This window comes from Rhizobium sp. BR 315 (assembly GCF_050577975.1).
GTDB classification, from domain to species: domain Bacteria; phylum Pseudomonadota; class Alphaproteobacteria; order Rhizobiales; family Rhizobiaceae; genus Rhizobium; species Rhizobium miluonense.
The window spans coordinates 1-25,293 of sequence record NZ_JARWKZ010000055.1 but is presented as its reverse complement, the minus strand read 5'-3'; the positions used below and the strand labels follow the sequence as shown (position 1 = coordinate 25,293).

The following is a 25,293-nucleotide window of genomic DNA, read 5'->3' as shown; positions in this document are numbered from 1 at the left end:
GCCATGCGAATGAAACGGCGTTTCCTTTATACGATTATCACAATTGTTTTGTCTGTTTCGGTTTCGATGGGCGCCGCGACTGCTGCGGTCTCTTACCGTCATCTCTCCACGACGAATGGGACCACGATCCTTCTTGTTGAGGGCAGCTTCGAGACTGGCGATGATCCTCAACACATCGCCTTAGAACTTGCTGCAAGCCCGGCCAAATACATCGCGTTTAATTCGGCGGGTGGCGATCGATCAATCGCGATGGCTTTCGGGAAGGCAATCCGCAAGACCGGCCTTCCGACGCTCCAGACAAAAGGCTCCCCTTGTCTCGAAACCTGCCTTTTGGCTTTTATGGGTGGCCTTAGTCGTTATGCCGAAGATGAGAGCATAGGCATATCTGTAGAGACGTTTGCGACATCTGCGGAATCTGACGGTCGTCTCAATCCCTCAGTGTCAGCAGCCCTCAAAGACTACCTCGGCACGATGGGTGTCAGCGCTTCGCTTCTGGACGCAGCGTTGTCAATGCCGCTGGGGCAATCGAAAGAATTGAATCTTGTCGATATGGCGGGCTATCAGCTGGTAACGGCCCAGCTCAATGAAGAAAGCGCTTCGGCAGATGAAGTGCAGGATATTCAGCCCACCGATCAAGCAGGGGCAGTGGAAGTGTTCAATGAGTTCCAGCGGGTATGGTCGGGCTCGAGCAGCGAGGCGGTAGCCTTTCTTCGCAACGTCTATGCCGACCGCATCCAGTATTACGGAAAAGACCTTTCGCGAGAAGATGTGCTTAAGGAGAAGAGCGCTTTCGTGGACCGATGGCCGACAAGAATCTACACAGCGCGGCCGGGTTCAGTTCATGCGCTTTGTGCAGACAAGTGTTCAGTCTTCGGCGTTGTCGACTGGTACGCCTTCAGTGCAACCAGAAAAAAGGGTGCTTCAGGCGCAGTCAACCTGGCGCTGACTTGGGACCCGGTTAGTCGAAGGATAGTCAGTGAGACGGGCAGGGTCATTGAGACCGACAAAGCAGTCGCCGGCCCCGATCGTATCATCCGCCGTTGGATTCTCGACGCTACCGCCTGCTCGATTGGGAACGCTGTCGACGCGGAAGTATGCAAATCGCGCTCGATCCTGGAGGCCGATTTGAATAGCTCTGGATGGTGTGATCAGCGGGGATTGGGCTGGAGGCAGTGCGCCAGCCCGTGATCAACTAGCGGCCGCCCTCGCGGCGTGGAGTTTCGACTGACCGTGCTGCAGGAGTCGGTTTGCGAGCAACAGAAAGCACGGGACTGGAGGAAATCATCCCAGGAGGCACCCAGCCAATGGCGTCGCCGGCGCTAACGTGGGTCCAACCCGCTTCTTGCTCCATAAGAGATACAAGGGCGTTCTGCCCAAGACTGCCGACAACGATGTACTTAGGACCAGGGCCGTCTCTGAGTTCAAGAGGTAGCCGAATGTAAGCGAACCTCGCGGCAGGGGGCGGGGTGGCCTTATCGAAAGGATCGACCGCAGGCGCGATGGTGGTCGCCTCCGATTTCTCGATGGACGCGATCAATCCATCGAAGACGTACGGATCAGGTTCAGGGGCGCCGCTCGTTGGCTGCGTGATCGGAAGCCCAGGGCTCGCCTCGGTGCTTTGAGGCGTAGGTGCGGAGAAAGACGGAGCCGCTTCCGAAACGGATGTCGCATTCGCTGTACTGGAAGATGTGGGCGACGGCTCTGCACTTGCAGGAGTCGCGGTTACCACCGAAGTTTGAGACGCAGGAAGCGCTTTTTCCTGAGCGCGTGTTGGGGTAGTAACCGGCGCTGTCACGATCTGATTGCGCGAGGGAATAAGTGACGAAACAGGGGCGTGAGACGCCGTTCCCGGCTTTGACGTCGTATTCGCTGCGAAGACAGCGCCCCCGATCATCGCCAGCATTACCCAGAAGTCTCGGTATGCTCCGGCCACGCGCGTCACCGTTACCCTATATCCATTTGGACTTGCTTAAGCCGCACATACGCTTCAACCAATTGCGGGGGCGGGTTCCTTCGCAGTTCGGAGGCAGTATCCAGAAGTTCCTTGAGCTCATCCGGAGCACGCCTCAGCTCTCCTTCCAGGTCAGCCCTCTGACGCGCTATGTCCGTTTTGACCTCATTGATAGCCTGCGGATCGGTGGCAATGTGACTATTGAATACAAATTTCTTTTCAACAGACGACGACCAACTCGCAAGGGCGTCGGCTTTTTTGGGACCAATGCCGGGAACGGCTAAAACCGAGCGAGTCTTCACATCCCACGCGCTGTCAAAACCAAACGACGAGAGCGTTACCGTCCTGCTCTGTCCAATGCCAGCGATTTTTGCGCGGGAGATCAAGTGCCCCTGCATGTGGCTCCTGAATTGAAGGTCTCTTTTCTTTCGCTCGAGCTCGGCGAGACGTTCGCGTTCCTGTTCCGGAAGTTTGCCATGAGCCGAGGCCAGGGACAGATAGTGGCTTTTTCGTTTCAGGAACACGGCAGGCCCGGCGTGCTCTTCCCAAATTTTCTTCTTCTCCTCCCATGCTGCGGTAGCCGCCTGCAGTTCGACCCTAAATTCTTCCGCAGGACGGCGGGATCGGATCATCATTGTGATTGATGCGATAACCAGAGCTGCACCCCAGAAGCCATTCAACTGGTTTGCAAGGAAAATACCTATCAGCAGTCCCGCAACCGAGGCGAAAAACGCCAGCTGCTTTCCACGTGAGAAGGATACCGCCACAGGGCTGCGGGTGAGAGACGGAACCGCAATGATGCTTTCAGGTGCTGGGGGTTGGTTTGGTGGAGCGGGACGGTTGATCAGAGCAATGAGGTCACCGATGTTCAGTGTGGAAACAGTGCTTGAAATCTTCGCGGCGAAGAGGCTCCTGCCCATCGATTTCTCGAGGCGGCACCAGGGACACGACGAGCTCCGAAAATACGCATGCGATTTGTCAGCAGAGCACTCCAGCAAACCCTTCTCGAGCTTGCCGAGGATTTGGACCCACGAGGTCGCATTCGGTCGACCGCCCGGAAGATCACCACTCTTTCCGAAAGCGGATTCGAATGCGTCGGAAACCTCCTTGCCAAAGTCACCCAGCGCTGGTGTTAGCGGCGGAGGTTCCATGCGCGTCTCAGCCCTGCGTGCGCTATAGGCGAAACGGTGGTCGCCTACAGCGGTCGGGATGTCTATGTCGCCAAGACCGAGATGCTTCCCAGCAAACGGATGTCTCCCAAGAAAAAGCAGCTGAAAGATGAGGACGGCTAGACCAAAGTTGTCGTGGTTCGCCATCCGAACCACTTTTTCGAAGTCCGCGCCTCTCAGCTCAGGCGGCGTGTAATCCGGCACGCCTACGGTGCAGCGATAGACTTCTGGCCCCTTATTGAACTGAAAGGAGTCGCTGTCGATCAGAGTTACCATAGCCTGGTTTGAAACGAGGATGCCGGAGTGGTTTACGTCGCCGACCACGCAGCCCGTGCTGTGGATTGCAGCAAACGCGTTCGCAAGATTGAACGCGCTGCGCACCAGGAACCGGGCGTCGGCAGAAGGAAATTCCGTCCGCCTGCTGCCAGGCCCATAGAGTTCATGGATATTCTTAAAACCTGCGACCTTCTTCATGGAAAACCCCATGAACATTCCGCTCTTGTCACTGACAGTGTCGATCGGGAAGGCGACGATGTCGGTTGTCTTGTGGAGTGCGGCCGACGTCATGGCAAGGATTTTTGCTTTCCTCTCGAAGGCCCTGCCGGGATTATAAATCTTCACCGCCAAATCGCCCGCCTCGTGGACGTGATAGACCGCGCCTTCGCCGCCTTTTCCTAGCATCCCGCCAAGCGTCAGCTTCCTCCCATCCGATCCGAATACGATAGTGCTCATTTGCGCACACCGAGTACGAGCGTCTTGTCGTCATCGGTTCTTTCGCAAACGGATGGGCTTTCAAGATATTCTCGCAGCGCCATCGACAGAGGAAGGTTCCTGCCGGCTTCCTCCGAAAGAGCCAGCGGCGTCACCATCCGATTGAAAAATGGCTCATGAGCCGAACGATTTGCGCTATTGAGGACTAGACGTTCGATGCCGTCGGAGAAGACTGCAAATCGATCGACACGACGGTCATTTCGAACGAAAGTGAGATGCGGTTGGGGATCATCGGTGATGAAGGTGGTTGTCGATGCATATTCGCCTTGATACGGCCACGACGGCACATCCCAGGCTTCGTCTCCTTCGTAGCGTACGACAGCCGCGCCATCGCCGATGTGAAAGATCACAGTACCGTTTTCAGACATGAGAGCAGCAACGCTTGTGGCCGCGAAATCGCGTCGCTGTGTTCCAGAGCGACTAGCCTTCGCGCTGATGTATTCGCGGATATCGTCTATCCAGTCCCAGACCATTTCTTCACGAAGCTGGGAGAGGGAGTGATTTGCGAGATATCCGCGGATGAGCCGAAGCAGACCAATGCAGACTGATTTGGAACCAATCTGCGCCAGTTTTGCGCTTCCCGCACCATCTGAAACGATCACTGCCATAACGGTTTCATCGACGCTGGCTAAAGTCTCACTCAATGCAAAATCCTGACATGGCAAACCCGTCTTCACATGGGAGGTGCCACGAGCACGGGCCGCAGCCCATCGCCAGCMGTCGGTCATGCGATTGAGGCCCATCCGTCTGGCGTTGCAGGATTAGAGAGAGGAACGGCGTCACCGGGATTGGATTGCGAGACCGAGCTTAGAGAGCTGGAAAGCCACTGGAACAGATCTCGAAACCTGAGTTCCTTCAGCGCCAAAGGCTGGCGCACGCAGATATGGGAAAGCGTTTCGAAATTAGCACCGTCGACGCCGACAGCAAAAAAGCTGAAGGCCTTTTCAACTTCTCCAGCCTTGACCTGCGCCGCCGCACTCTGCCAGGCGTCTGTTGGGGCTCCGTCCGTAATCAGGAAAACCCACGGGCGATAGTATGAGATTCCGTTTTGGCGATAGGAGTTCTTCCGGTCGCGCAGGAGCCGGAGGCCCTCCTCGATTGCATGGCCCATTGGCGTATCTCCCTGTGCGGCCAACTCGGGGACGATCCAGTTTTGCATGCTTGTAAAGTCGTTCACGATGGTCACAGGGCCGAAGGAGACTATGCCTATCTCAACGCGCTTAGATGCGAGAGAGTCCGCATAGAGTTCGTCTTTGAACTGGACGAGACCTTCATTGAGTTCCCTAAGCGGGCGTCCCCGCATCGAACCAGAAACGTCTAGCAATAAAAGGCAGGGACAACGCGGTTCGGGATTGTCCACGAACTCCGCGCCATCAAAGGGAATTTGCTCAAACGGATTCGGCATGTGGTTCTCCTCAAGCTTGCGAACAATGCATAGCAGCTCTCGCCGGCGCTGCATTTACAAAAGAGCGCTCAAAGATATTTTTTCGCCGGGTGTGGCTTTTGGGAAAAGCACCGGAACCGCGACTCTCGGGCTCGAGATGGCAGCATCGAGGTGTTACCGAAGTGCGCCGTGCAAAAGTGCAAGCAGCCAGGCGACGACTAGCACCCAAAACACGGCCGAGTACATTATTCCGCAAGTGCGGCTCCGATAGCGGCGGCCAGTAGCAATGACATTGCCGAATTTAGGAAAGTGATACTGAAACCATAAGATGGCCTTGCCGGGAAATAGAAATACCATCCACCAGAGCCGCGGCCGAGTGCTCGAGCCGCTTTGTGATGAGGGGAGCTGGTGCATTGCCATCGCGATCTCGTTGCCTGCGGACTAAGATTCGTCAGGCAGCATATACGAGTCTCTGGGAGAAGCTACCCAGGGTTTTTCTCAGACCGACGTTATACAATCATGATGTTCAATTTAGCTCGTGGACGCTGCCGACAGCAATCTTCTTCCCACCTGGGTTCGTATTGGTCGTTGGCGACCGCAGGGCGGTGAATCGGGCGGAGAACGCCATCGACACTTCCAAGCGTGCTCTCCTTTTTGATCACGGCGTGGAAGTGCCGAACAAATGGGCGGCGATCTCCGAATTTACGCGGACCAGGAGGCTCCGAACCTCAAGCTAACAAGGGAGCCGTTGCGGAAGCCGTGGCCATTGCGCCCGGCCTATTTTGGAAGACCATTCGAAAGGGTTGCGGTTTCGATGAGACATTGGGGCGTTTGCGTTTGCTGCAATTGCAACCAAAGTTAACCGAGCGAAGTCTGGCGAGGTGGTACGGACCTGAGTAGCGTAAGAGGCTACGGCGCGCCCTGCGATTGGGCGTTAACGCTCGTTTATGACGTTGCCGAGTGGCGTAGACGATCTCGACTTTGCACGTGCACGCTCAAACGCACCGAGTCTGCTCTTCATCGAAGAAATCGATTCCGTTGGACCGTGCGGCGAGAAAAAAGAGGGCGTCTTTATCACGGCGCCTGTATTTTCCCTGAGCGTCGTCTAGGCTGCCGAACTGCTTGGGCTGGGCCGAAGTCAGGTTCACAGGCTGCTGCAGGCTTATGACCATTCAGGTCCGGCCGGCCTCGTTTCGAAGAAGCGAACGCAGCCGGGCAACCGGCGCCACAGCGAGGAGTTTCGCAATGCGGCGCTGGATCTGATCCGCGAGCGCTGTCTGGATTTCGGCCCGACACTGGCGCGTGAGAAGCTGATCGAGTTGCACCGGATCTCTGTTGCCAAGGAGACGCTGCGGCAATGGATGACTGAGGCCGGCATCTGGATCTCGCGCCGGGAACGCAAGAAACGGGTTTTCCAGCCGCGTGGCCGGCGCGACTGCTTTGGCGAACTGGTGCAGATCGACGGGTCGCATCACTGTTGGTTCGAGAACCGCGGCCCCAAATGCGCCCTACTCGTCTATATCGACGATGCCGCCGGAAAGCTTCTGCATTTGCGTTTTGCCGGATCGGAGAACACGTTCGACTATCTGCTGCGACGAAGGCCTATCTGCAGCAATGGGGCAAGCCGCTCGCTTTCTATAGCGACAAGCATGGTGTCTTTCGATCGACACATCCGTGAAGAAGGACCGGACGAGCGGCCTGACGCACTTCGGCCGGGCGCTTTATGAGCTGAACATCGACATCATCTGCGCCAAAACCCCCGCGGATCCTCCGATCCGACCAGGGCGGCGCGTCCCGACCGCGATCCCGACCATCCGTCGACGCCTGACTGCGGCCCTGGCCAACCGCCTGCAACGATGTCCGTGCTGTACAAGGGCCATGGACAGCCGCGGCAAATCCGCGGTTTATGACGCAGTAAGACTAGACGACCCCATCAGTCTGAATTCCCGGGTCGCTTCTCAGCAGAAATCAACAAGTCATCCTGGCTGGCGAGCCGCTTCTCGTAGAAAATCACGGCATACCCATGCAGCATCCCCTCACCGCGGCGACTATAGCCAGACGTCTCATACATCATTTGAGCCCCGACCTGGATGGTTGTTGTTTCGAGCATTATGCACTTGATACCTAGGGCAGCGGCGCGCAGCTCCAATTCACTAAGTATTCTCCTTCCAAGCCCTCGTCGTTGAAAGGCGGGATCGACCCGCATCCGCTTCAGCTCTGCAACATCATCTTCGGCAGGTTTCAGTCCACCCATAGCGACGAGTTGGCCGCCAATATGAGCAACTACAAAATCTCCGCCTGAGGCTAGATATACGTCCCCGACATTACGCAAATCATCCTCCCATGCCCCTTCCGGCCCATGTACACCAACACCGTCGGATGCGCTTCGATGCAACCGCCATACATCGTCAGCATCTCCTACCTCGAATCGGCGAAAGACCACTTCGTCTTGAGACATTGACCATTTTCGCCTGATGTCGGAGATATGCTTGATCGAGGAAAATGCCGCCTCTAGCTTTGGTGCGCTCCCTAACAGCCGCTGCGACAACACATCCTCAATCCTTTCCGACATATCAACTCCAACAATTGGGAGACCCGGCCCTACCGTATATTTCAGGGCCGCACGACGATGCATCCGGGTAAACCGATCCAGCGCACAAACACAGGACGCGTGCAGCTCTCGGATTTCGCTGCTCTGGCGCTCCACGATGGACGAGACCGTTGCGAGCTTAGGGAAAGGCGCTTTCCCTTCAAGCCAGCTTGGCTGGGTTCTCGCGCGCACCTTGTCTGGCGATAACCAGCGAAATACGTCGTCAATGCATTTTTGAGGATAATATTCCGACAACCGATATACATCCTTGTAGAATTGCGGCTTCTGGCGCAACAGCTCTTCGCCGATCAGAAGAACCGAGACCGCCACGATGCGGGCAGAGAAACGACCGCTTGGGCCAAGCCTATCCTTGTAAGGGTTCTTTCCGTAGAACATGCGAAATTGCTCGAAAAGATCGTGCGACATATGTTCATAAAAACGTTCCAAAACATAAATGGCTGACTCCAGCGACTTCATGCACAGCGATAGACACTTGCGTGCATCTGCCGCGACCGTGTCTCGCAACTCAAGCAGAGCTTCTATTGCCGACTGTAAGTCACCCTCAATAAGTTGATGGCCGAGGCAAAAATCGCGCTCCTCGACCCCAGCTGAACCGAGGCAATATACGCGAGGATCCCTCTCCACTGGGTTGGTGAGGATCATGTCTTCATAGGAGAGGACATCAATGCTAGGCTGCCGCTGACGACTTAATTGTGCAATACGCATCAACGGTTCTCCTACCGCCAACTCCGCATCGACGGGATTGAGGCCGGCAAACGCGGACATCTGATAAGCACAATTGACGAGATACTGAATGTCTGTCTTAGCCACTCCGAAGTCGGACTGGGGCAGATTTATTAGCTGCGCCTCACAGTCTGTTCCCCGTATCATTGCGTTGATGCTCTGCCCGAGCGCCTTAACCGCTTCATCTGGCCGTTCATTCCCTTTGATCTGCGCAATTTGGTGCGGGAGTTGCTCGGCGACGAAATCGCTGACAATCCCAAGCGGGCGTTTTGCCTGGCTGCGGTCGATGCTGTCGACCAGGTGAGAAAATATCCCCCGCGCCTGATGGGCGGGTCGATCTGGGATGGAAAAGGACGAGGTGAAGGTCATTGACGAGGTCCCCCGACTTCGCCGAAACACAGCTTGCATTTTCGCACTTGAGCCGTACCGTCCCGCTGGCGAGTAATCGTGCTCTTCCAAGAGGTCGGTCTTCTTGTCCCTATCCTGCTATCGTTGTAGGCTACCCGATCAAGCACCTGGTCCGAGAAAAACAGCAGAGACACAGCGCCTGAATTGATGATGCCGGCGGAAGTCAGAGAAAGTACGCCGTCGTTAGAGATGAATACAAGGTCGGTCTCCTTCAAGATTTCAAGCTCGCGGGGAAAGTATTTTTCGAAGGGCACCCCAAACTCCCGTGCGAAGCGGGATAACAACACTCCGCTGCTTCGCAACGCAAACATTACTGTCCTGCCCATCAGATCGTCCTCTAACAGTGCGACACCTTTCCAAATCGGTTTATCGCCCGCTTCAACTCTAGTCAGATACCGATCAAAATCGGCCTCAATATAGAACTGGCGCTGGCTCATGGAGCCAAATCCGCTAACCCCAAACGGCACAAGATTATTGTCGTTCCAGGAATCGTACTTGCAAGACTGTCGAAAGGAGTGCGATTGCGACGCCTTCGTCCATAGAAAATCGGCCCGTGACGATAGCCAAGCGCGGTGAGGATGTGCTCCGCCATAAAATGCATGATTATCCATTCCTTGGAGGGCAAGATGGGTCTTGCAATCGTGAGTCGTGGGAGTTCAACAAACCCATTTATTCCAGTCCCTTTAATTTTGCCGAGCGATCGCTTCGCTCCTACCTGGCAAGCAACTTCGTCGGCTCTCAACGGCGGGGCAAAGTTCATACCAATTTGTATTTTGGCGCTAAAAAATAGATTGTAGATTTCCTTTCAGTTACTTAGCGAAAACATCGAGGAGGCCGGCTAAACAAGCCTATGTCCAAAATTCGCCAAAACAGCCATAAATTGTCGGACACCGTCAAAGGCCGCTGAGCCTCATCGTCGGGGACGAGTTGATCGCCGAGCCATGCCGCGAGGTGGGCCCGGCCGAGATGAAGCAGATCGTCGTTGAAGTCGCCGAGCTGCGGCCGCAACACCAAGGCGAGGATCCCGGACTCGCCTGCGCGCTGGCTGAGACGTTCGATGCAGTGCCGGCCGGCAGAGTCGGCATCGGCTGCGATGTAGAGGCGACGGCAGCCAAGCGGAAGTCCGGGCCGGCGAGGTGATTGGCCGAGGCGGCGGCGGCCACCGGCAGCGCCGGCATCACCACCTTAAGCGAAGCCATCGTCTCGAAGCCTCGCCGGCGGCCATGACCGGGACGGGCGCACCGGGCTGGTGGCCTAGCAAGATGCCGTTGCCAAGAATATCCCCCAGCGAGCGGCGTGGATCCGCGAGTTGCGCCTTGCCCTGACCCGAAGGATCAAGCCAGGTGCGCTGCAGGCCGCTGACAGCGGCAATTAGGGCAGGAAGAGTCTGCGTCTCGCCCGTAACGAGATCCCTGTAGTAGCAGCCGGGATGGAAGCGCAGCGCGCGCTCATGCGGGGAGAGCAGAATGCCGCGACCGGCGAGGTATCGTTCGGCAGCGTGCCGGCGATCGGCTGAGACATGGCGAACAGTCTACGCGCGGCCTTCGGGGAGCCGCGTTTCGCCGCTGGCTGGCGCTGCGCGCCTGGGAGCTGGGGAGGTGGCAGCGGCATGGAGAGGAAGCGACGTGCTTCATCCGCGACTTCGCGGAAGTCGACCAGACCACAGCTTTCGCGGATGACATCGAGCAGATCGCCAAATTCGGAGGTCGCCTCGGCTCGTCTCCACTGCATGATACGCTCGCATCACGACGCCCGCGAACATCAAAGCGGCACTGCCACCCAATCTGCCCTCGTACGCTGAAGTACGTGGGGCACATTCGATGGCAACTTTTCAGTGACGAGCATGGAAGTGTGCATAGCCCTGAAGCCCAGAAGTGGCGCTACGAGCAGATGAAGGCCAATCTCGCGATCTCCGGCATGGAAGTGGATCCCGAGCTAGAAGCCATGACTGAGGCATGGGAAGCGAACGGTCAGGGGCCTGATTGCGCGTGCTGCACACTACCGACCGATCTCTTCGGAGAAGACCAAGATCAGGGCCATCTGCTGGGGACGGCCTTTTTCTTTGTCCGATGAGTCGGAACCTTCGACGGTGATTCGTCTTGAGCCGCGAATCGCTTTTCGGAGGTATTGCGTCATGGCCCGAGATGTCGAAATTTATGCTCAGAAACCGTTCTCTAAACTCCCTGTCGATCTGCGGAAGGAAGTTCTGCAGAAGATCTCGAAGCGGCTCCATTACGTCGCCCTGCTTGCCCGGACGTGATGGACGATTTCGACCGAGACATGATGACCGAGTCCCGGCATTAAGGGCGTCAGGGCAGTCGCTTCAAGAGCCGAAGCCTGTTTCCCGGCGCAAACTCGATGATCTTGTCCTGCTCCAATGCGACGAGCACAGCCATGATCTCATCTTGCGTAAATCCTGCCGCGGTGAGTGGAACCCCGATGTCGAACAGGTTGATCATCATGTCGGGCTTCAGCTTCAGGGACCGAAGCTTATCCGTCAGGGCTATTTCGGTTTCTTCAAAGCGGCTCATATCAGCTTCTTAACGCTTTTCCGGCTGGAATAGCACCATGTCCAAGCCTCCGCGTTCGAAACCGCTCCTCCAAGACACTGACGGTCCGGCCCGGTCGAAGCCACTGCGTCGTCGCGATCCCGCACAGCCGAACCTTCTGCTCGACCCCAACCGTGACAGGCCGACGGTCGACTATCTGATGAATTTCACCGAGTACTCAGTTCTTGTTGAAATCACACGCCGATATTCCAGCAACGCCGCGCCGGAAGGTCAGGGACTTGGAGATTCAGCGGCGAATTCATGGATGCCGTGTCCCAGGTTCTCGAACAGAAGGCAGGATGGTTCATTCAAGGCCAGACCGGCCAAAACTTCGACAAGACCGGCAATCGCCGCATGACCGCGAGGACGCGGGATCCCAAGGCGATCCTGGTGATTGGGCGGGGCCGCGATATCGAAGGCGATGGAACCTCCCGTGACGCTGAGGTCAGACGCGACACATTCGAACTGTTTCGACGTTACACCCGGAACCTGGACATTGTCACCTTCGATGAATGGCTTGATCGAGCGAGATTTATTCCGAGAGACTGAGCCGAATGATGCCTCTCTTGTGACGGAGGAACTGGAACACCAAGGACGCCTCCCGCCTTTGCCGAACACGGCGAGGCGCTGCAAGCACAAGTCGTCAGCTAGTTGAAAAAAACTACAACTACAGTTAGATGGTTTGCGGTGCGGGCGGAGCGGGTAAAGCCGCTGGCTCAGCTTGCTGGGTTCTGGTCACAAAGGGGCGCGTTCTGCGCGTCGGCCTATGGCTACATTCGATTGAGTGTTTAGTTGCTTTGAGTTTTTGCGTCCGCACCACTTCAGTTCTTGCGAGAAAGATATGACGCGTCCTAGTCCGAGTACGATCAACGACACGATCTGGATAACGTCCCGAGTTCGAATGATCGCAGAGCGCAAAGCTCTGCGGAACCAAAACATTTCATACCTCGCGGTGACTTATTACTCTGTATTCTCAGTCATCCTTTCCATCTTCGAGTCCTTCTACAGCGTTCCGTACCCGGAACTCGGCAAGCTGAACCTGGCGTCGTCGGTGGTCGTGCTTGTGGCGTCTCTAGTCGCGGGCGGTTTCCGGATGGAGGCTCGGGCCGCTTCGTTTCGCGAGTGCTATCTCAAGCTGCAGAAGCTCTACGACGAAGATCTCCCGGATCAGGACAAGAAGCTTCGATATCGGGACATCCTACTCGACTTCCCAAATCATTCGAACCACGATTACACGGACCTTCTCGTCAATCACATGCTCCTCGAAGGGAAGGAGCTTACCAATCACGGCAAGCCCCTAACATGGACGTGGTTCCAGTTCTTTTCGTTCTTCGGGCGGCGAATCCTTTACCGGTCGATCATCGCCGCATTATTTCTGGTTCCGGCGGCGTTCCTCATGTGGCCATTTCTTCACGGGTGAGGTTGATGCAGGCCAAAGAAAAGTTCGACGAGCAGTTTGCAATCGGGAACCTGCAATCGATCTTCGATGAGCGAATTGCCGCATCCGGAACGATCGGAAAGGACGGTATCGACCCCGGAGCCTTTCAGAAGAACATCGATGCCGAGTTGGCGCTCATCAGGAAACGGGTGTATGCCGACTCCTATCGGTTCACGTCCTTCAAACAGCGCTTGATATCGAAGGGAGCGGGGAAGGCGCCGCGCGAGATCGCGATAGCGGGCGTTAGAGACCGGGTCACCCTGAGAGCCCTCACGAACGTGCTGATGCACGTCTTTGATGACGCGAAGCTCCCTCCCGCCCACTTCATCGTGAAGGACCTGTTGGAGTTCGTGCGGCCGCTGGCAGACGATCACGTCTTTCTTCAACTGGATGTCCAGGACTTCTATCCGAGCCTCGACCATCAGCTCTTGCTAAAGCGGATCCGAACGCGAACCCGATACAGGTTCCTAACCTCTCTGGTGGACTCCGCAGTCAAGACGCCTACCGGCGACGGTAAGAAAGCGAACGGTGTCGGAGTTCCACAAGGACTCAGCGTGTCCAACATTCTCTCCTCGATATACATGATGCAGATCGACGAGAACGCCCACGACCGCTTCCAATATTATCGGTACGTCGATGACATACTGGTGGTCTGCAAGGCATCCGACGCCAAGCGGCACTTCCGATGGCTGAAAGGCAGGCTGTCAAAGGCGCAACTGACATGTCATCCGCTCGAAGAGGGCAGCAAGTCGAAGATCGTTCCGCTTTCGACCGGCGTCGACTATCTCGGGTACCACATCACGCCGAAGCTTGTGTCTGTGCGGAAAAGCTCCTACCGACGGATGATGACGACGATAATGTCGCTTATGACAAGCGCGAAGTATCGTGCAAACCACAAGCGCCTGCTGGCGAAGCTCAATCTCAAGATCACGGGGTGCATTCTTAACGACAAACGCTACGGCTGGATGTTCTTTTTCTCGATGACCCAGGACGTGAAGCAGCTCAAACGGCTCGACCGCTTCGCCGCCCGGCTGTGGAGGAAACTTGGCATGGCCGGGCAGGGGAAGCCAAAGACCTTCGTGAAGGCCTACCATGAGATTCGATTCAACATGGCGAAATCGAAATATATCCCACGGTTCGACGACTATTCCCTGGAAAAGAAAATGCAGTTGATCGCGGATCTCCAAGGGGTCGAGCTCGATAGCATCAAAGACTGGACGGAGGAAAAGATCAACAAGATGTTCTGGCGTCTGGTCCGGAGAGAGGTGAGCGAACTCGAGAAGGATCTTACACCTGTTAGCTAATGCCAACGGACAAACGTTACGAACAAATCCAAAATGGCTCGGCCGTTCCATAATAGAACTTATCTGAGTTTCTGTTGTAGCGGCTATTTAGTAATGCGACAGTTGGGCCAGTTAGAGATGCGACAGTCTCGCCTCTCGACGCACTGGTCAAAGCCACCGTTGGGAGCAAGGATGACGATCTTCAGCCTGGTCGAGACCAGGAGCGGTCGGAGTCGTCATGTCCTTTATGATCACCATGTCGCAGAAAGAATTACATCGCCTCGAAGTCATCCAGAAGATCCGTAACCAACGCCTGAGCGTCGTACAGGCCGCCGAACTGCTCGACCTCAGTCGAAGTCAGGTCCACAGGCTGCTGCAGGCCTATGATCAGGATGGTCCGGCCGGCCTTGTTTCAAAGAAGCGATCACGACCAAGCAACCGGCGCCATAGCGAAGAGTTTCGCAATGCGGTGCTGGATCTGATCCGCGAACGCTATCTGGATTTCGGTCCGACGCTGGCACGCGAGAAGCTGCTCGAGTTGCACCGGATCTCGGTCGCCAAGGAGACGCTGCGGCAATGGATGACCGAGGCTGGTATCTGGATTTCGCGTCGTGAACGCAAGAAACGGGTTTTCCAACCACGCGGCCGGCGCGGCTGCTTTGGCGAACTGGTGCAGATCGACGGATCGCATCACTGGTGGTTCGAGAACCGCGGCCCCAAATGCGCCCTGCTCGTCTATATCGATGACGCCACCGGCAGGCTATTGCACCTGCGTTTCGCCGGATCGGAGAATACGTTCGACTATCTGCATGCGACAAAGGATTATCTGCAGCAGTGGGGCAAGCCGTTGGCTTTCTACAGCGACAAACATGGTGTCTTTCGATCGACGCATCCGTCGAAGAAGGACAGGACAAGCGGTCTGACGCAGTTCGGCCGGGCGCTTTATGAGCTCAACATCGATATCATCTGCGCCAACACCCCTCAGGCCAAGGGTCGGGTGGAACGTGCCAACCAGACATTGCAGGATCGGCTTGTGAAGGAATTACGGCTTCGCGGCATTGATACGATCGAAGCTGCCAATTCCTATGCGCCTGAGTTCATTGCGGATTTCAACACTCGCTTTGGCAAGCAACCACGCAATCCAAAGGACATGCACCGACCGCTGGCCAACCACGAGAACCTCGATGGTGCCATGTGCCGGAAGGAAGTCCGCACGCTGTCGCAATCTCTGACGCTACGCTACGACAAGATGTTGTTCATTCTCGATCCGACCGAGATTTCCAGGCCACTGGCTGGCCAGAAAGTGATCGTCTGCGACTATCCGGACGGTCGGCTCGAGATCATGCACGAGAGCTTTTCCCTGCCCTACAAGACCTTCGATACGTTGCGCTCGGTGCATCGTGCGGAGGTCGTCGACAACAAGCGGCTGGACGACATGCTGTCGATCGTCGCCGAGTTGCAAGCCGGCCGAGAACAGCAACGCAGCAAGAGTGGTCCCCGACGCACCGGGCAGAAGGATCATATGTTTGGCATTCGGGACGGTAGCACAGCCAACGGCTATCAGAAGCGGGGACGCAAGCCGAGGACAGATTACATGAACGATCCGGCGGTGATTGCACGGCGAGAGAAAGCGTTATTGAGGCAACCAGCGGCGGAATAAAGATCGTMAGTGCACGCCGATGTCGCTTTGCGTATCCGATTCCARCTGCAGGCAWGCKGACCAAAGCGGTGTCTTGTGGAAGGATCCGTCCTGGAAGAGTGTGAGGCCCTCTCTTGCTTCATAGAGCAAGCCGAGCCAGCACAAGCGCCGTAAGACGCCATATTGGAGATCGGATTTCAACTCCCAGGCTTCTATGGTCATTTCGGTGTGTGACAGAGGCGCCAAGTCTGGATAGAGGATCTTCACAACGTCCATTGGCGTGCAACCTTCCCTGGCCTTGATATTGAGAAGATTGAGGAACATGCGCCACCAGCGTAACCGCGCGCGGACCTTTTCTTCCCGCTCGGTGGCGTGGACATACGAATAGAGATAATCCGTGGCGACCACATCGAAGAAGGCTTGCGGATTCACCAGAAACTCCCGCCCGCGTCTGGTTGGCAGCAGCACATCCTTTTTCCGGCGAAGAAGCTTCAGGTGGCGGGTCATGTCGCGCACGACCCAAAGCGGCGGCATGTCGCTTTCATTGAGCACCTTGTTCATGCTGTAGAGGTCCTCGGCTGTGAATCCGGGCCAGAGGAAGTGCACAGCGGCCCAATGCACGAACTTGCGGTTCATGGCGCCGGTCGCGGTCAATCCTATGCCACCCTCACCGTCAGCATAGGCAACCGAAAGAAGCATGCCGCGAAGAAGTGGTGACAGCGCGGCGATGTCGACGTCACCTTGCAGGTTGATTTCCGGAAGCATCGTGCGGCTTTGATCCCCAACTGCGCCATGCAAGTGCTAGCGAGTATCGAGCGGTAAAAGAACAATTGCCAGTGAGAAAGCTAAAGCCGAAGGGGAATGTTATCACCCGCCCCCGCTCCGCCCTTTCAACCCGGCCCAGCCGGCCGGATCGGGGGCTGATTGTCAGAGCCAGTGTCGCATTTCTAACTGGCTGACAATGTCGCGCGTCTAGCCAGCTTTGACATCTGTAACCTAATGGAATTATTATATAATCTTGTAAAACGGACTTATAAATGTTCCACAGCAAGAGATTTCATGTCCAAACAGGAACATAGCCTGTCCGCTGAAAAAGTCGCGCCCCCAGGGTGTCCCCACATCCGACAGCGTCGAAATGCCGTCATACCTGTGAGTTGAGACGCGATCTTCAGAACAGGGGAGTTCTGAACTTTAGGATAGTCGGGCCTTTTTCGTGGAGCGGCTCTCTAACCTGCTTCGAGCCCTGCAGTTTCCGCTATCGGAATAGGTCAAAACCGCGAACAGGCTTGGGCCGCCTTTCATAATTGTACCGCTGTCGAAATATCTCTGGAACGAACGATCTCGTTTCCTCAGCACCGATTGGACGGTATTCAAACCTGATGGAAGAAAAGTGCAGGCTTCCACGCGATGGGACAATAATTCGCCCATTTTTGCCACTCCGATACGATAAACGAGAAAGCATGACCACTCGGTTCGCGAAAGCGTATGAGGCGGCCAATGTTTGTCATGGACGGAACAAATAAAGAACAAACTCACTTATTGTCAAGTGCCTATGAGCCGAATGCTTAAGCTGGCATACGGCTTCACAGCCAGTAACGCGGTCGAAATTGCTTGGGATGGCACCATCCCAGGCAATTTCCTCGCATGAAGCAGGTACAATCTTACCAATCGAGCTTTTCCGCGTCATTGTCATGCGAACGAGCTTCGTAGTCATAGCTCGTAGCGATTTTTTCGAGAACAGCAGACGTGCGCGGCCATTCCAGCGCCGTCGCTCGCGACCACTCGCTAAAGGTCCTCGCAAGATCGTGCTCTTGGGCGCCGCCGTCACGCGGTAGCCTCGTCGTAACGCCACGCAGATTGCGACGACCAATCATGAGCCCAATTTCGATATTTTTGTTGCGAACGGATTCAATTAATTCGCGGACAGCTTCTGTGGGCCAGATGCCGTCTTGCCCCGAAGGTGCGCAGGCAAGGACTTCGCCGATCTTCTGGTCCGAAATATCCTCCCGCCCGGCGGATTTCGCCAGTTGGCGGGCACGTTGAACCCAGTCTTCTAAGATCGCTAGATCTATTGTACCGTCTGGTCTGGTTCCAGGAACAACATTCCAGAGACGCAAGAGGTTGCTTGCTTGGCGGGCACGATTGGTGACTTGTTCTTGGTTAGCCACAGTCTCTTCAACTACGCGGCTGTCCTCGCTGGGTTTGTAAATTGCGCAGATTACGTCGATGAATAGCTGCGGATTGGACGCAAGCTCGCGGATGATTAACTTGGCCGGACGCTGCGAGTATTCAAGCACTGGAAGATAAATCCATTCCAGCTTTAACATCTCCGTGGCGGGGACGTCGTCACGGTTGTCTAAAACAGACAGAATTTCGGCAACGTAGTGTTGGAACATCGTCGTGTCATTGTGATCGGCGTCGAATTCGGCTGGTTGTAAGGCCGCTTCAATAAGGAGGCGGACGAGCAAATCCGAGCCAAATGTCAGACCTGTATGCAACCGCAAGCCAACTAGATGCACGACATGGCGAGCGCGACCGACATCCATCAGTTTGCTCACCGCAAACTCTGTATCTTCCCGTTCGCCATTAATCCAAAGGATTGGGACCCGTTTCCAGTACTGCTCTTCGAAATTTGCGCCCAATTCCCGCAAGAGCGACCAAGCGCGCGACGAGGGCGGGAGGGCGAGCAGAATTGCGAGCAAGCTTTCCTGTTTGGCTCCTATCTGCTGCATCTCGTCGACCAAATCTGTCACCCATTGATCAGCTTGCATGGGATACATCGTTATTATCATCCCCCGGGCAACTCCTAAGCCCACTACGCCCTCTCTTGTGAGAGCCCGGACGATAATTTCGTGTCCCCGTCGCGGGTTGCCAACTTCGGCCTCGGCAATGGCTTGTCCCAGGTAACCTTTCTCCTGTACAGCGTTAGCAAGAGCAAACAGGCCGTCCAGTCCCATATTGGTGAGAATTGCTTCAACAACGCTTCGGCGTTCCCCTTGGAGCTGCCGCTGTGTGTCCTCGTGCCACCTGGTGCCGATTGGGTTCGGAAGTGCGACCGACGTGTCAAACAACCAAGAAATCTCTGCGATTAGGTCGACAGGGGTTATGGCGTTGTAAATTTCCTCAAAAGGAGCCAATTCTTCTTCAGGAAGCGCCCACGCGGCATCACGGAAACTGCGATGGCTATGCAAAATTGCGCGCAACTTCGACCTTAACGCGTTCCGACCCACGTCGTCCGCAATGAACGGAACAAGCGCCTTGAGTTTGTTTAGCGCTTCTTCCCGTCTGGCTCCGAGATTGCCCCAGCGATCGAGCAGCGCCACCCACCGTGAGATATCAGCCGACGCGTCTGCAAGGAGACGATCGGTAATCGCGAGCGCGCCTCTTTCAATCAGCTCGAAAGTGACGATTTCTGAGGTTGGCGTCGAGAAATCGCGCCAGAGAGGGGCTGGCGTTGGTGAAAACGAGTCGTGTTCGGTCGGAAGAATGCCCAGCAGGAGTTTCCAAGCTGCCTTGGGGAACCTCGCTCTTAGCCGGTCCAAGACCCGAAGTCGCTGTTCTAGTGTCGCGTGTGTTTGCGGCGCCCATAGAAGAAATGTAGTTCGGAGACTACTGCCGGGACGGTTAGTATAACGGCCCCCAGGATCAAGCTCATCGAGCGCCCCGAGAATAGAGGCCGCACGCCCGAGATAGTCGGGAGACCATGCCAAAGTTTCGAGAGCCCACAATAATGTGGATAGGTGCTCGGCGCCAAAAAGCGGGGACGTATCGTGACCGAAAAGAACGGCGACAGGGCTATCGTCCTGACCAAGTGCGTCGTCGAGTGCGCTGAGGAAACTGGACGGTGAGGCTTCCGCTAATAGTTGAAAATCCCTCGACAGTGACCACCAACGTTGACGGTCGGCGCCGCTAAGCAAGCGTTGAATGATAAGATCTGGCTGCAGCTCCGCAGATGGTACGGATGAGGCCAGTTTTCCGAACAGAGCAAGTATAATCAATACTTCGCCGACACCGTTACGCAGATTTTTGGAAAATTCTGGATGCACCCCCCGGACCGATGCATACCACCGTTCCTCCGCGGGCATTTCGTAGCGGGGGTCGGCCGCGCTCAAAACGTCTAATGCGACTGCAGCAAACCGTTCCATGTGAGAGGGCGATATATCCGCTGCCAGCAGGCCCCAAGCATCGCGTGGCGAGGCAATTTTCCACACAGAGCCCACTTTACGCAGAGGACTATCGAAATTTCCGGCCAAACCCGCAAGACTAGCTGCGAACGGTTCGTAGGGCATGTCAGCCAACCGCGATAGGACAGATTTGTCTCCCTCGCTGCTTTCATCCCAGCCACCTGCGAGGAGAGCCGCAATGAGCGATTGAGAGGGAAGTCCTTTCGCCCACGCGGGTACTCGTCCAGGAGAGCTTGGCATGAGACGTCGCAGAATTCCTAGACTTCGCGACGAATCTCTCGCCATCCGCCCTGCCATCTCGGAAGGCACGCCAACCCCTTCAAGGACGATCTTAATATTCTCTCGTGCGGGGCGTTCAAGCACAATGGCATCGCCGGAGGACGAGGCGTCTTGGCCATATGCGGCAAGTACATGGTGTCCCTTCTTGGCCAACGCCTGCGCCGGGCCTGGCTCCGGATCTAACACCACGATGACCAACGGCGTTGCACTATCTCCAATCAGCCTTGCAGTTTCGGAGTTTGCGACTACCAAGCTTCGGCACAGGTAATATTCCGCAAGATTAGCGGGAAGCTGGTTGATCGCCGCATAAACAAATCCGGAAACCTCAGCCGGGCTCTCCCCCTTTACCGCAAGCACAGACGACGGCCCCCTGAGCCATCGAAGAATCCGGGTGGCACTTTCGTCGCGATCACAGAGCACCAATTCACTTGGCAATTGCCATTGGGTCGCGAGCGCCCATTCCAGCCAATATTCCCGAAGATCAAGTGCCCCGGCTGGTCGCTTGCCAAGGGCGATAGCCAGCCATAACCCGACAGCGGGATAGAGTTCGATCCAATGGACTAGATTATCTCCATCGTAAGCACGCACGTCCTTCCAGATGTTCTCCGCACGCTTCTTTTGCGCCCACATTTCCTTTTGGGGCCAATGACGCGGCGTCACGAAGATGAACGTCAACTCGGCAGGTATAAGACCAAGCGGATTCTCGCTGCGCTTCTTATAGTCATCATCGGCCTTCGAGGCGATGCGATCTCGCTGCGTCCCGATTTCCCATCCCGTGACACCGAGCGGAATATATTCAGACGCTTCGCTTGCTTCGGTAACTCCGTCCCAGCCAGCGTGCTGGACACCTTCGTCCGAGGGAAACCTCAGTAATATGGGGCGATTTGCCCTTGCTAGCTTCGCAAGCAAGGTTGGAAGAGATCCCTGACCGTCGCGTCGCTCGGCCCACTGAGAAAGATCAGTCGCATCGACCCATCTTATTGGCAAACCAGCGTCCTTCCGGTCGGCGAAGGCGGGCAATGTTGGCCCGATAACAGCTCCTCCCGCTCGGAAAGCAATGCCTTCCGCTTCGAGCACTCCGCGAATTGCTTCAGCGTTCTGTTGAATCGGGTTGCGATGGCCCCGCTCAAAGTCTGCCACGGTGGAGGTGGCTACTCGAGCGCGGCTGGCGAGCTCCTGCTGAGACCAAGCCAAAAGAGCGCGAGCAGCGCGACATTGTGCGGGAGTGATAGCCTCATTGGAGGCAGGAGGATTGAGCAACGTAGACATTAGTGATTTTATATGACGTCAAATTAAAAATGCAATAACCCTGGAGCCGAACAACACATTCAGGGACCAGCTACCCTGCCTCGCCTTCGGCTCCTTCTCCAAGTCAAAAGGATTGGGGATTCCGCGAGCAGCGATGAACATCGGGATGTTTTCATTGCCCCTTCCAGAATCCACATCTATAGTTGTGAAGCGTGGTACAATTAGATCGAATCGGAACTGCTATTGTTAAGAAAAATATTGTCTGTAGCATGCAGAAACTTAAGTAGCCGCTGGGGCAGAACATGTTGGCGGGCATTCTTCGATATTGCTTCGACATTGCCAAGAAAAACCAGGCACTTCGCCCATTCGTTGCGATCTACAGGCTTTTGCGCCGATTATTTCATAGAATCTTGGACAAATATCCGTCGCTCGCGATCATCGCGATTGTCGCAATAATTATTTTCATGACACTCAACCCTGAGTATGCACCGGACTTGGTTAAGCCTAGCCATGGATGCGAACTCATCCAAATTGGAAACGGGGAACTCTATACAGTCAAAGGCGACACTTTGCATTTTTCAGGGGATCGGCCTTGCCAGAGTCGACAACCTGTAGCCTTCGACTGGTTCAATCGCTTCCCTACAAAGATGATCGGCCTAGGCTCGCAGCCCGATGCCGTATCCGCAGGAATTTTTTTCAATGAATTGGCCACTGAAGCAACCGGGGCAAACGAATGGCACGAATATACGCTGTTCCACCAAGCAAATGACTTTACCTGGACAATGGCTCCAGGTGCTTCGATGGTGCGCGAAACCTTTCTCAAAGGAGGCTGCGGCTACGATACGTCAAATCCGCCGCCTTCGAAAGAATTGGAGGCGCGAGATGGCCTATTGCTTACGGCTGAGCAGTTGCGATCGAGTGTGAAGTTGCCGGAAAACGTGTGGGAAAAATGCAATACTGGCTCTCCCGAAGACGAGACTTGGGACTATTGCCACTACACGGGATTAGAATTTTTCATTCCGACAGTCAGTCCGCATAATGTTTGCGCCCAACACTCTTGGCGTGACGCTTGGATTCCCGGCGGGACGCGCAAGATTCTGCTGGGTAAACCGGAGGCCTATGAAAAGCTCTCGCGTTTGTCTCAAGATCGATGGGACGTCGGCAAGATCAAAGAAGTCTCCGCAGATGATTGGGCCCAAATGACAGCCGACCTTCCTAAAGTTTGCATGCGGTGGAAGGATAAAGGCAAACCGAACTGGGAAGAATTCGCGTCGCTTGCTGCAATCTGGTGCGACTATTAGGCGTTGCCTCTTAATGAGCCACCGCTTCCGGTTCATGGTGATATTCTTGGATATGAACCGATCAGTTGCCGTGGTGGGCTTCTCTTTAGAGGCTGCCTCAAAAAGAGGTGGGTGATTTCAACAGGTTATGATTCCTTCGGATTTGCGAGATTCGATGGAGAACACGATGGCCTGGACCAAAATCACCCGTCGGCAATATGGAGAGCGTTGGGACTTTGGCCACGCATCAACCATCGTCTCGTGATGGAAACGCGCGAGTTGGAGGGCAAGGAGGCAAGCCCGACGGCCGGTGTGATCGATAGCCAGAGCGTCAAAACCACCGAAAGCGGCGGCATCCGGGGCTTATGACGCGGGCAAGAGTGCGCCTCGAAGGCGCGTGTCACCAATGGAGGAAGGTTCCATCCAGAGAGTTGTCGATTGATCTGGTAGCTGACGAGCGGATCGGTCGGGTAACCGCCGGTTCGAAGCCTCGTGACAAAGGCCGCCTTGGGCGGTTGAGCAATCCAGTGGGCCGTAACGCGAGTGAAGTCCGAGCAGGCCTCGAAAGAGTCGATGCAGATGCCGACCCGTCTCTTACCCGGGGAAGGCCGTGCGAACAGGGAAGCAATCGTCACAAGCACCTGTTCGGTCTGCCGGGGTATTGGGCACGGCACGCGGGAAGGGTGATGCGGGTAATCGAGGGAGACCCGTGCGGTCGGAGGTCGCGGCTTCGACATCGCTGATGGCGATGGACCGGACGGGAGTCGGACAGGGTCGTAAGACTGTCGATGCCGGGCAATGCCGGCGGAGGAAAGGACCCTGACTTCTGGCATGCTTTCGAAGATGGTGAGGAAAGGGTGATTGGCGATGAGCCTCGAAACACCTGAAAAGATCAGGAACCTACAGAGAAAGCTCTATTGTAAGGCGAAGGCGGAGCCCGCTTTCCGCTTCTATTTGCTCTACGACAAGATTTGCCGTGAAGACATTCTGCGCCATGCCTATGCGCTGGCCCGCGCCAATGCGGGAGCGCCTGGCGTCGACGGAGTGACCTTTACGCAGATCGAGGCGTCGGGCGTGGATGCGTGGTTGGCGGGCCTGCGCGAAGAACTCGTTTCGAAGACGTACCGACCCGATCCGGTGCGGCGGGTGATGATACCGAAGCCTGGGGGAGGCGAGCGTGCGCTCGGCATTCCCTCTATCCGCTGTCGCGTCATCCAGACCGCTGCCAAGCTCGTACTGGAACCAATCTTCGAGGCGGACTTCGAGGACGGTGCTTATGGTTATCGGCCGCGTCGCAGCGCGGTCGATGCAGTCAAGGAAACGCACCGGCTGATGTGCCGGGGCTACACCGACGTTGTCGACGCTGATTTGTCGAAATATTTTGACACGATCCCGCATTCGGACCTCCTCAAATCGGTGGCCCGACGCATCGTCGATCGGAGCGTGCTGCGGCTGATCAGGCTGTGGCTGCGAGCACCGGTCGAGGAGCGGGATGGCGACGGGAAACGGCGCATGACTGGCGGCAAGAGCAGCACACACGGCACGCCCCAAGGGGGTGTCGTCAGTCCGCTGCTCTCGGTCATCTACATGAACCGGTTCCTGAAGCACTGGCGTCTCAGCGGTCTGGGTGAAGAGTTCCGCGCGCACGTCATCTCTTATGCCGATGACTTCGTCATTCTCAGCCGCGATCATGCGGCCGAGGCGCTGGCGTGGACAAGGACGGTGATGACGAAACTCGGGCTGTCGCTCAACGAGGCGAAAACCTCGGTGAAGGATGCCCGGCGCGAACACTTCGACTTCCTTGGCTACTCGCTTGGACCACGTCATCTGCCCAACGGCGGCCGGTGGTACCTGGGAGCGAGCCCGTCCAGGAAGAGCGTGCAGCGGATCAAGACCAAGGTCAGCGCGCTGCTGACGCCGGGCAACAAGGGCACATGGCCTGAAGTTCGCAAGCGATTGAACCGCCTCCTGGGCGGTTGGGCCGCATACTTCTCCTATGGCGCTCTCGCATCGGCCTATGAAGGCGTCGATCGACACGTCTATGACCGCGTCACGAACTTCCTGTGCAGACGGCACAAAGTGCAAGGACGCAGCACGCGTCGATTCCCACGTGAACATGTTTACGGGGAATTGGGCGTGCTGTGTCTTCGACGCGAGCGCGGCAAGCAGTCGCCGTGGGCCTTACGATGAAGCCAGTCGGAAAGCCGGATGCGGGAAATCCGCACGTCCGGTTTGATGAGCGGGGAAAGGAAACGGAGCGAGCCTCGCAAGGGCCAGYCACCGCGCCTTTCCTCGACTCTACAGACCAAAGGCCGCAAGCGCCATATCATCGTCGATACGCTCGGCCTGATGGTCGGTCTCATGGTGCACAGCGCC

At 56.1% G+C, this 25,293-nt stretch carries 19 protein-coding genes and 3 pseudogenes; 11 read left to right on the top strand and 11 right to left on the bottom strand.

Annotated features, from left to right (window positions below; genetic code table 11):
* The first annotated feature begins 3 nt into the window (after positions 1 to 3).
* Positions 4 to 1,188, top strand: a complete 1,185-nt coding sequence (locus QD409_RS30185) for a hypothetical protein (protein ID WP_004122936.1) — start codon at positions 4 to 6, stop codon at positions 1,186 to 1,188.
* 756 nt (positions 1,189 to 1,944) lie between these two features.
* Here the strand turns inward: QD409_RS30185 and QD409_RS30180 are convergent.
* The 3 genes from QD409_RS30180 to QD409_RS30170 are packed head-to-tail and all read right to left on the bottom strand — an operon-like array spanning position 1,945 to position 5,296.
* Positions 1,945 to 3,852 (bottom strand): protein kinase domain-containing protein, encoded by a 1,908-nt coding sequence (locus tag QD409_RS30180; RefSeq protein ID WP_004122931.1) that lies wholly within the window; start codon positions 3,850 to 3,852, stop codon positions 1,945 to 1,947.
* Positions 3,849 to 4,619 carry a PP2C family serine/threonine-protein phosphatase gene (locus QD409_RS30175; protein ID WP_430764478.1) on the bottom strand — a complete coding sequence of 257 codons (771 nt, stop codon included), beginning with the start codon at positions 4,617 to 4,619 and terminating at the stop codon, positions 3,849 to 3,851. Before QD409_RS30175 ends, QD409_RS30180 begins: the two co-directional genes overlap by 4 nt.
* Positions 4,616 to 5,296: a vWA domain-containing protein gene (locus QD409_RS30170; RefSeq protein WP_004122927.1), complete on the bottom strand. Its 681-nt coding sequence runs from the start codon at positions 5,294 to 5,296 to the stop codon at positions 4,616 to 4,618. Before QD409_RS30170 ends, QD409_RS30175 begins: the two co-directional genes overlap by 4 nt.
* A gap of 1,088 nt (positions 5,297 to 6,384) precedes the next feature.
* Here QD409_RS30170 and QD409_RS30165 point away from each other — a divergent pair.
* A pseudogene (locus QD409_RS30165) lies at positions 6,385 to 7,036 on the top strand (ISNCY family transposase); the annotation flags it as partial.
* Positions 7,037 to 7,208: 172 nt separating this feature from the next.
* On the opposite strand, the gene QD409_RS30160 reads toward QD409_RS30165, so the two are convergent.
* From QD409_RS30160 to QD409_RS30140, 5 genes are all read right to left on the bottom strand, one after another.
* Positions 7,209 to 8,978, bottom strand: a complete 1,770-nt coding sequence (locus tag QD409_RS30160; protein ID WP_004122926.1) for a GNAT family N-acetyltransferase — start codon at positions 8,976 to 8,978, stop codon at positions 7,209 to 7,211.
* Positions 8,975 to 9,454, bottom strand: coding sequence for a coproporphyrinogen III oxidase (locus tag QD409_RS30155; RefSeq protein WP_240535487.1), 480 nt, complete (start codon positions 9,452 to 9,454; stop codon positions 8,975 to 8,977). Before QD409_RS30155 ends, QD409_RS30160 begins: the two co-directional genes overlap by 4 nt.
* Before the next feature lie 376 nt (positions 9,455 to 9,830).
* Entirely contained in the window at positions 9,831 to 10,076 is a 246-nt protein-coding gene (locus QD409_RS30150; protein ID WP_376774047.1) for a hypothetical protein, read from the bottom strand.
* Positions 10,077 to 10,194: 118 nt separating this feature from the next.
* Positions 10,195 to 10,482, bottom strand: a complete 288-nt coding sequence (locus QD409_RS30145) for a DUF7146 domain-containing protein (protein ID WP_420820101.1) — start codon at positions 10,480 to 10,482, stop codon at positions 10,195 to 10,197.
* On the bottom strand, positions 10,389 to 10,748 hold the full coding sequence (locus QD409_RS30140) for a hypothetical protein (RefSeq protein WP_004122923.1): 360 nt from the start codon (positions 10,746 to 10,748) through the stop codon (positions 10,389 to 10,391). The genes QD409_RS30145 and QD409_RS30140 overlap by 94 nt, the downstream gene beginning before the upstream one ends.
* 120 nt (positions 10,749 to 10,868) lie before the next feature.
* Here QD409_RS30140 and QD409_RS30135 point away from each other — a divergent pair, with 120 nt between their 5' ends.
* Positions 10,869 to 11,090 (top strand): hypothetical protein, encoded by a 222-nt coding sequence (locus QD409_RS30135; protein ID WP_312872687.1) that lies wholly within the window; start codon positions 10,869 to 10,871, stop codon positions 11,088 to 11,090.
* Positions 11,091 to 11,326: 236 nt separating this feature from the next.
* Here QD409_RS30135 and QD409_RS30130 read toward each other — a convergent pair whose 3' ends face one another.
* Positions 11,327 to 11,548, bottom strand: coding sequence for a hypothetical protein (locus tag QD409_RS30130; RefSeq protein ID WP_004122919.1), 222 nt, complete (start codon positions 11,546 to 11,548; stop codon positions 11,327 to 11,329).
* 37 nt (positions 11,549 to 11,585) lie between these two features.
* Here QD409_RS30130 and QD409_RS30125 point away from each other — a divergent pair.
* The 5 genes and pseudogenes from QD409_RS30125 to QD409_RS30105 all read left to right on the top strand — a co-directional run.
* Positions 11,586 to 11,708: pseudogene (locus tag QD409_RS30125) on the top strand (non-homologous end-joining DNA ligase); the annotation flags it as partial.
* A gap of 119 nt (positions 11,709 to 11,827) precedes the next feature.
* On the top strand, positions 11,828 to 12,115 hold the full coding sequence (locus QD409_RS30120) for a Shedu anti-phage system protein SduA domain-containing protein (RefSeq protein WP_004122918.1): 288 nt from the start codon (positions 11,828 to 11,830) through the stop codon (positions 12,113 to 12,115).
* A gap of 292 nt (positions 12,116 to 12,407) precedes the next feature.
* On the top strand, positions 12,408 to 12,986 hold the full coding sequence (locus tag QD409_RS30115) for an SLATT domain-containing protein (protein ID WP_004122917.1): 579 nt from the start codon (positions 12,408 to 12,410) through the stop codon (positions 12,984 to 12,986).
* A gap of 5 nt (positions 12,987 to 12,991) precedes the next feature.
* Positions 12,992 to 14,308, top strand: a complete 1,317-nt coding sequence (locus QD409_RS30110; protein WP_004122915.1) for a reverse transcriptase domain-containing protein — start codon at positions 12,992 to 12,994, stop codon at positions 14,306 to 14,308.
* A gap of 217 nt (positions 14,309 to 14,525) precedes the next feature.
* Positions 14,526 to 15,947 (top strand): ISNCY family transposase, encoded by a 1,422-nt coding sequence (locus QD409_RS30105; protein ID WP_004118201.1) that lies wholly within the window; start codon positions 14,526 to 14,528, stop codon positions 15,945 to 15,947.
* On the opposite strand, the gene QD409_RS30100 is transcribed toward QD409_RS30105, so the two are convergent.
* Together QD409_RS30100 and QD409_RS30095 are read right to left on the bottom strand one after the other, a co-directional pair.
* Positions 15,921 to 16,691: a hypothetical protein gene (locus QD409_RS30100; RefSeq protein WP_430764477.1), complete on the bottom strand. Its 771-nt coding sequence runs from the start codon at positions 16,689 to 16,691 to the stop codon at positions 15,921 to 15,923. The genes QD409_RS30105 and QD409_RS30100 overlap by 27 nt on opposite strands.
* A gap of 896 nt (positions 16,692 to 17,587) precedes the next feature.
* Positions 17,588 to 21,658 (bottom strand): helix-turn-helix domain-containing protein, encoded by a 4,071-nt coding sequence (locus tag QD409_RS30095; RefSeq protein ID WP_004118204.1) that lies wholly within the window; start codon positions 21,656 to 21,658, stop codon positions 17,588 to 17,590.
* A 281-nt stretch (positions 21,659 to 21,939) separates the two neighbouring features.
* Between QD409_RS30095 and QD409_RS30090 the strand changes: the two genes are divergently transcribed.
* The 3 genes and pseudogenes from QD409_RS30090 (at position 21,940) to ltrA (ending at position 25,107) form a co-directional block, all read left to right on the top strand.
* On the top strand, positions 21,940 to 22,938 hold the full coding sequence (locus tag QD409_RS30090; RefSeq protein ID WP_004118206.1) for a hypothetical protein: 999 nt from the start codon (positions 21,940 to 21,942) through the stop codon (positions 22,936 to 22,938).
* Between the two features lie 154 nt (positions 22,939 to 23,092).
* Positions 23,093 to 23,314, top strand: a pseudogene (locus QD409_RS30085) (hypothetical protein); the annotation flags it as partial.
* 470 nt (positions 23,315 to 23,784) lie between these two features.
* Positions 23,785 to 25,107 carry a group II intron reverse transcriptase/maturase gene (gene ltrA, locus QD409_RS30080; RefSeq protein ID WP_028755411.1) on the top strand — a complete coding sequence of 441 codons (1,323 nt, stop codon included), beginning with the start codon at positions 23,785 to 23,787 and terminating at the stop codon, positions 25,105 to 25,107.
* Positions 25,108 to 25,293: the final 186 nt, after the last annotated feature.

What these genes read in the sequence shown, in the direction of transcription:
- QD409_RS30130 (WP_004122919.1), bottom strand. Translation starts at nt 11,548, where the DNA reads ATGAGCCGCTTTGAAGAAACCGAAATAGCCCTGACGGATAAGCTTCGG.
- QD409_RS30185 (WP_004122936.1), top strand. Translation starts at nt 4, where the DNA reads ATGCGAATGAAACGGCGTTTCCTTTATACGATTATCACAATTGTTTTG.
- QD409_RS30160 (WP_004122926.1), bottom strand. Translation starts at nt 8,978, where the DNA reads ATGACCTTCACCTCGTCCTTTTCCATCCCAGATCGACCCGCCCATCAG.
- QD409_RS30110 (WP_004122915.1), top strand. Translation starts at nt 12,992, where the DNA reads ATGCAGGCCAAAGAAAAGTTCGACGAGCAGTTTGCAATCGGGAACCTG.
- QD409_RS30170 (WP_004122927.1), bottom strand. Translation starts at nt 5,296, where the DNA reads ATGCCGAATCCGTTTGAGCAAATTCCCTTTGATGGCGCGGAGTTCGTG.
- QD409_RS30105 (WP_004118201.1), top strand. Translation starts at nt 14,526, where the DNA reads ATGTCCTTTATGATCACCATGTCGCAGAAAGAATTACATCGCCTCGAA.
- QD409_RS30090 (WP_004118206.1), top strand. Translation starts at nt 21,940, where the DNA reads ATGTTGGCGGGCATTCTTCGATATTGCTTCGACATTGCCAAGAAAAAC.
- ltrA (WP_028755411.1), top strand. Translation starts at nt 23,785, where the DNA reads ATGAGCCTCGAAACACCTGAAAAGATCAGGAACCTACAGAGAAAGCTC.
- QD409_RS30120 (WP_004122918.1), top strand. Translation starts at nt 11,828, where the DNA reads ATGGATGCCGTGTCCCAGGTTCTCGAACAGAAGGCAGGATGGTTCATT.
- QD409_RS30140 (WP_004122923.1), bottom strand. Translation starts at nt 10,748, where the DNA reads ATGCAGTGGAGACGAGCCGAGGCGACCTCCGAATTTGGCGATCTGCTC.
- QD409_RS30155 (WP_240535487.1), bottom strand. Translation starts at nt 9,454, where the DNA reads ATGAGCCAGCGCCAGTTCTATATTGAGGCCGATTTTGATCGGTATCTG.
- QD409_RS30095 (WP_004118204.1), bottom strand. Translation starts at nt 21,658, where the DNA reads ATGTCTACGTTGCTCAATCCTCCTGCCTCCAATGAGGCTATCACTCCC.
- QD409_RS30180 (WP_004122931.1), bottom strand. Translation starts at nt 3,852, where the DNA reads ATGAGCACTATCGTATTCGGATCGGATGGGAGGAAGCTGACGCTTGGC.
- QD409_RS30115 (WP_004122917.1), top strand. Translation starts at nt 12,408, where the DNA reads ATGACGCGTCCTAGTCCGAGTACGATCAACGACACGATCTGGATAACG.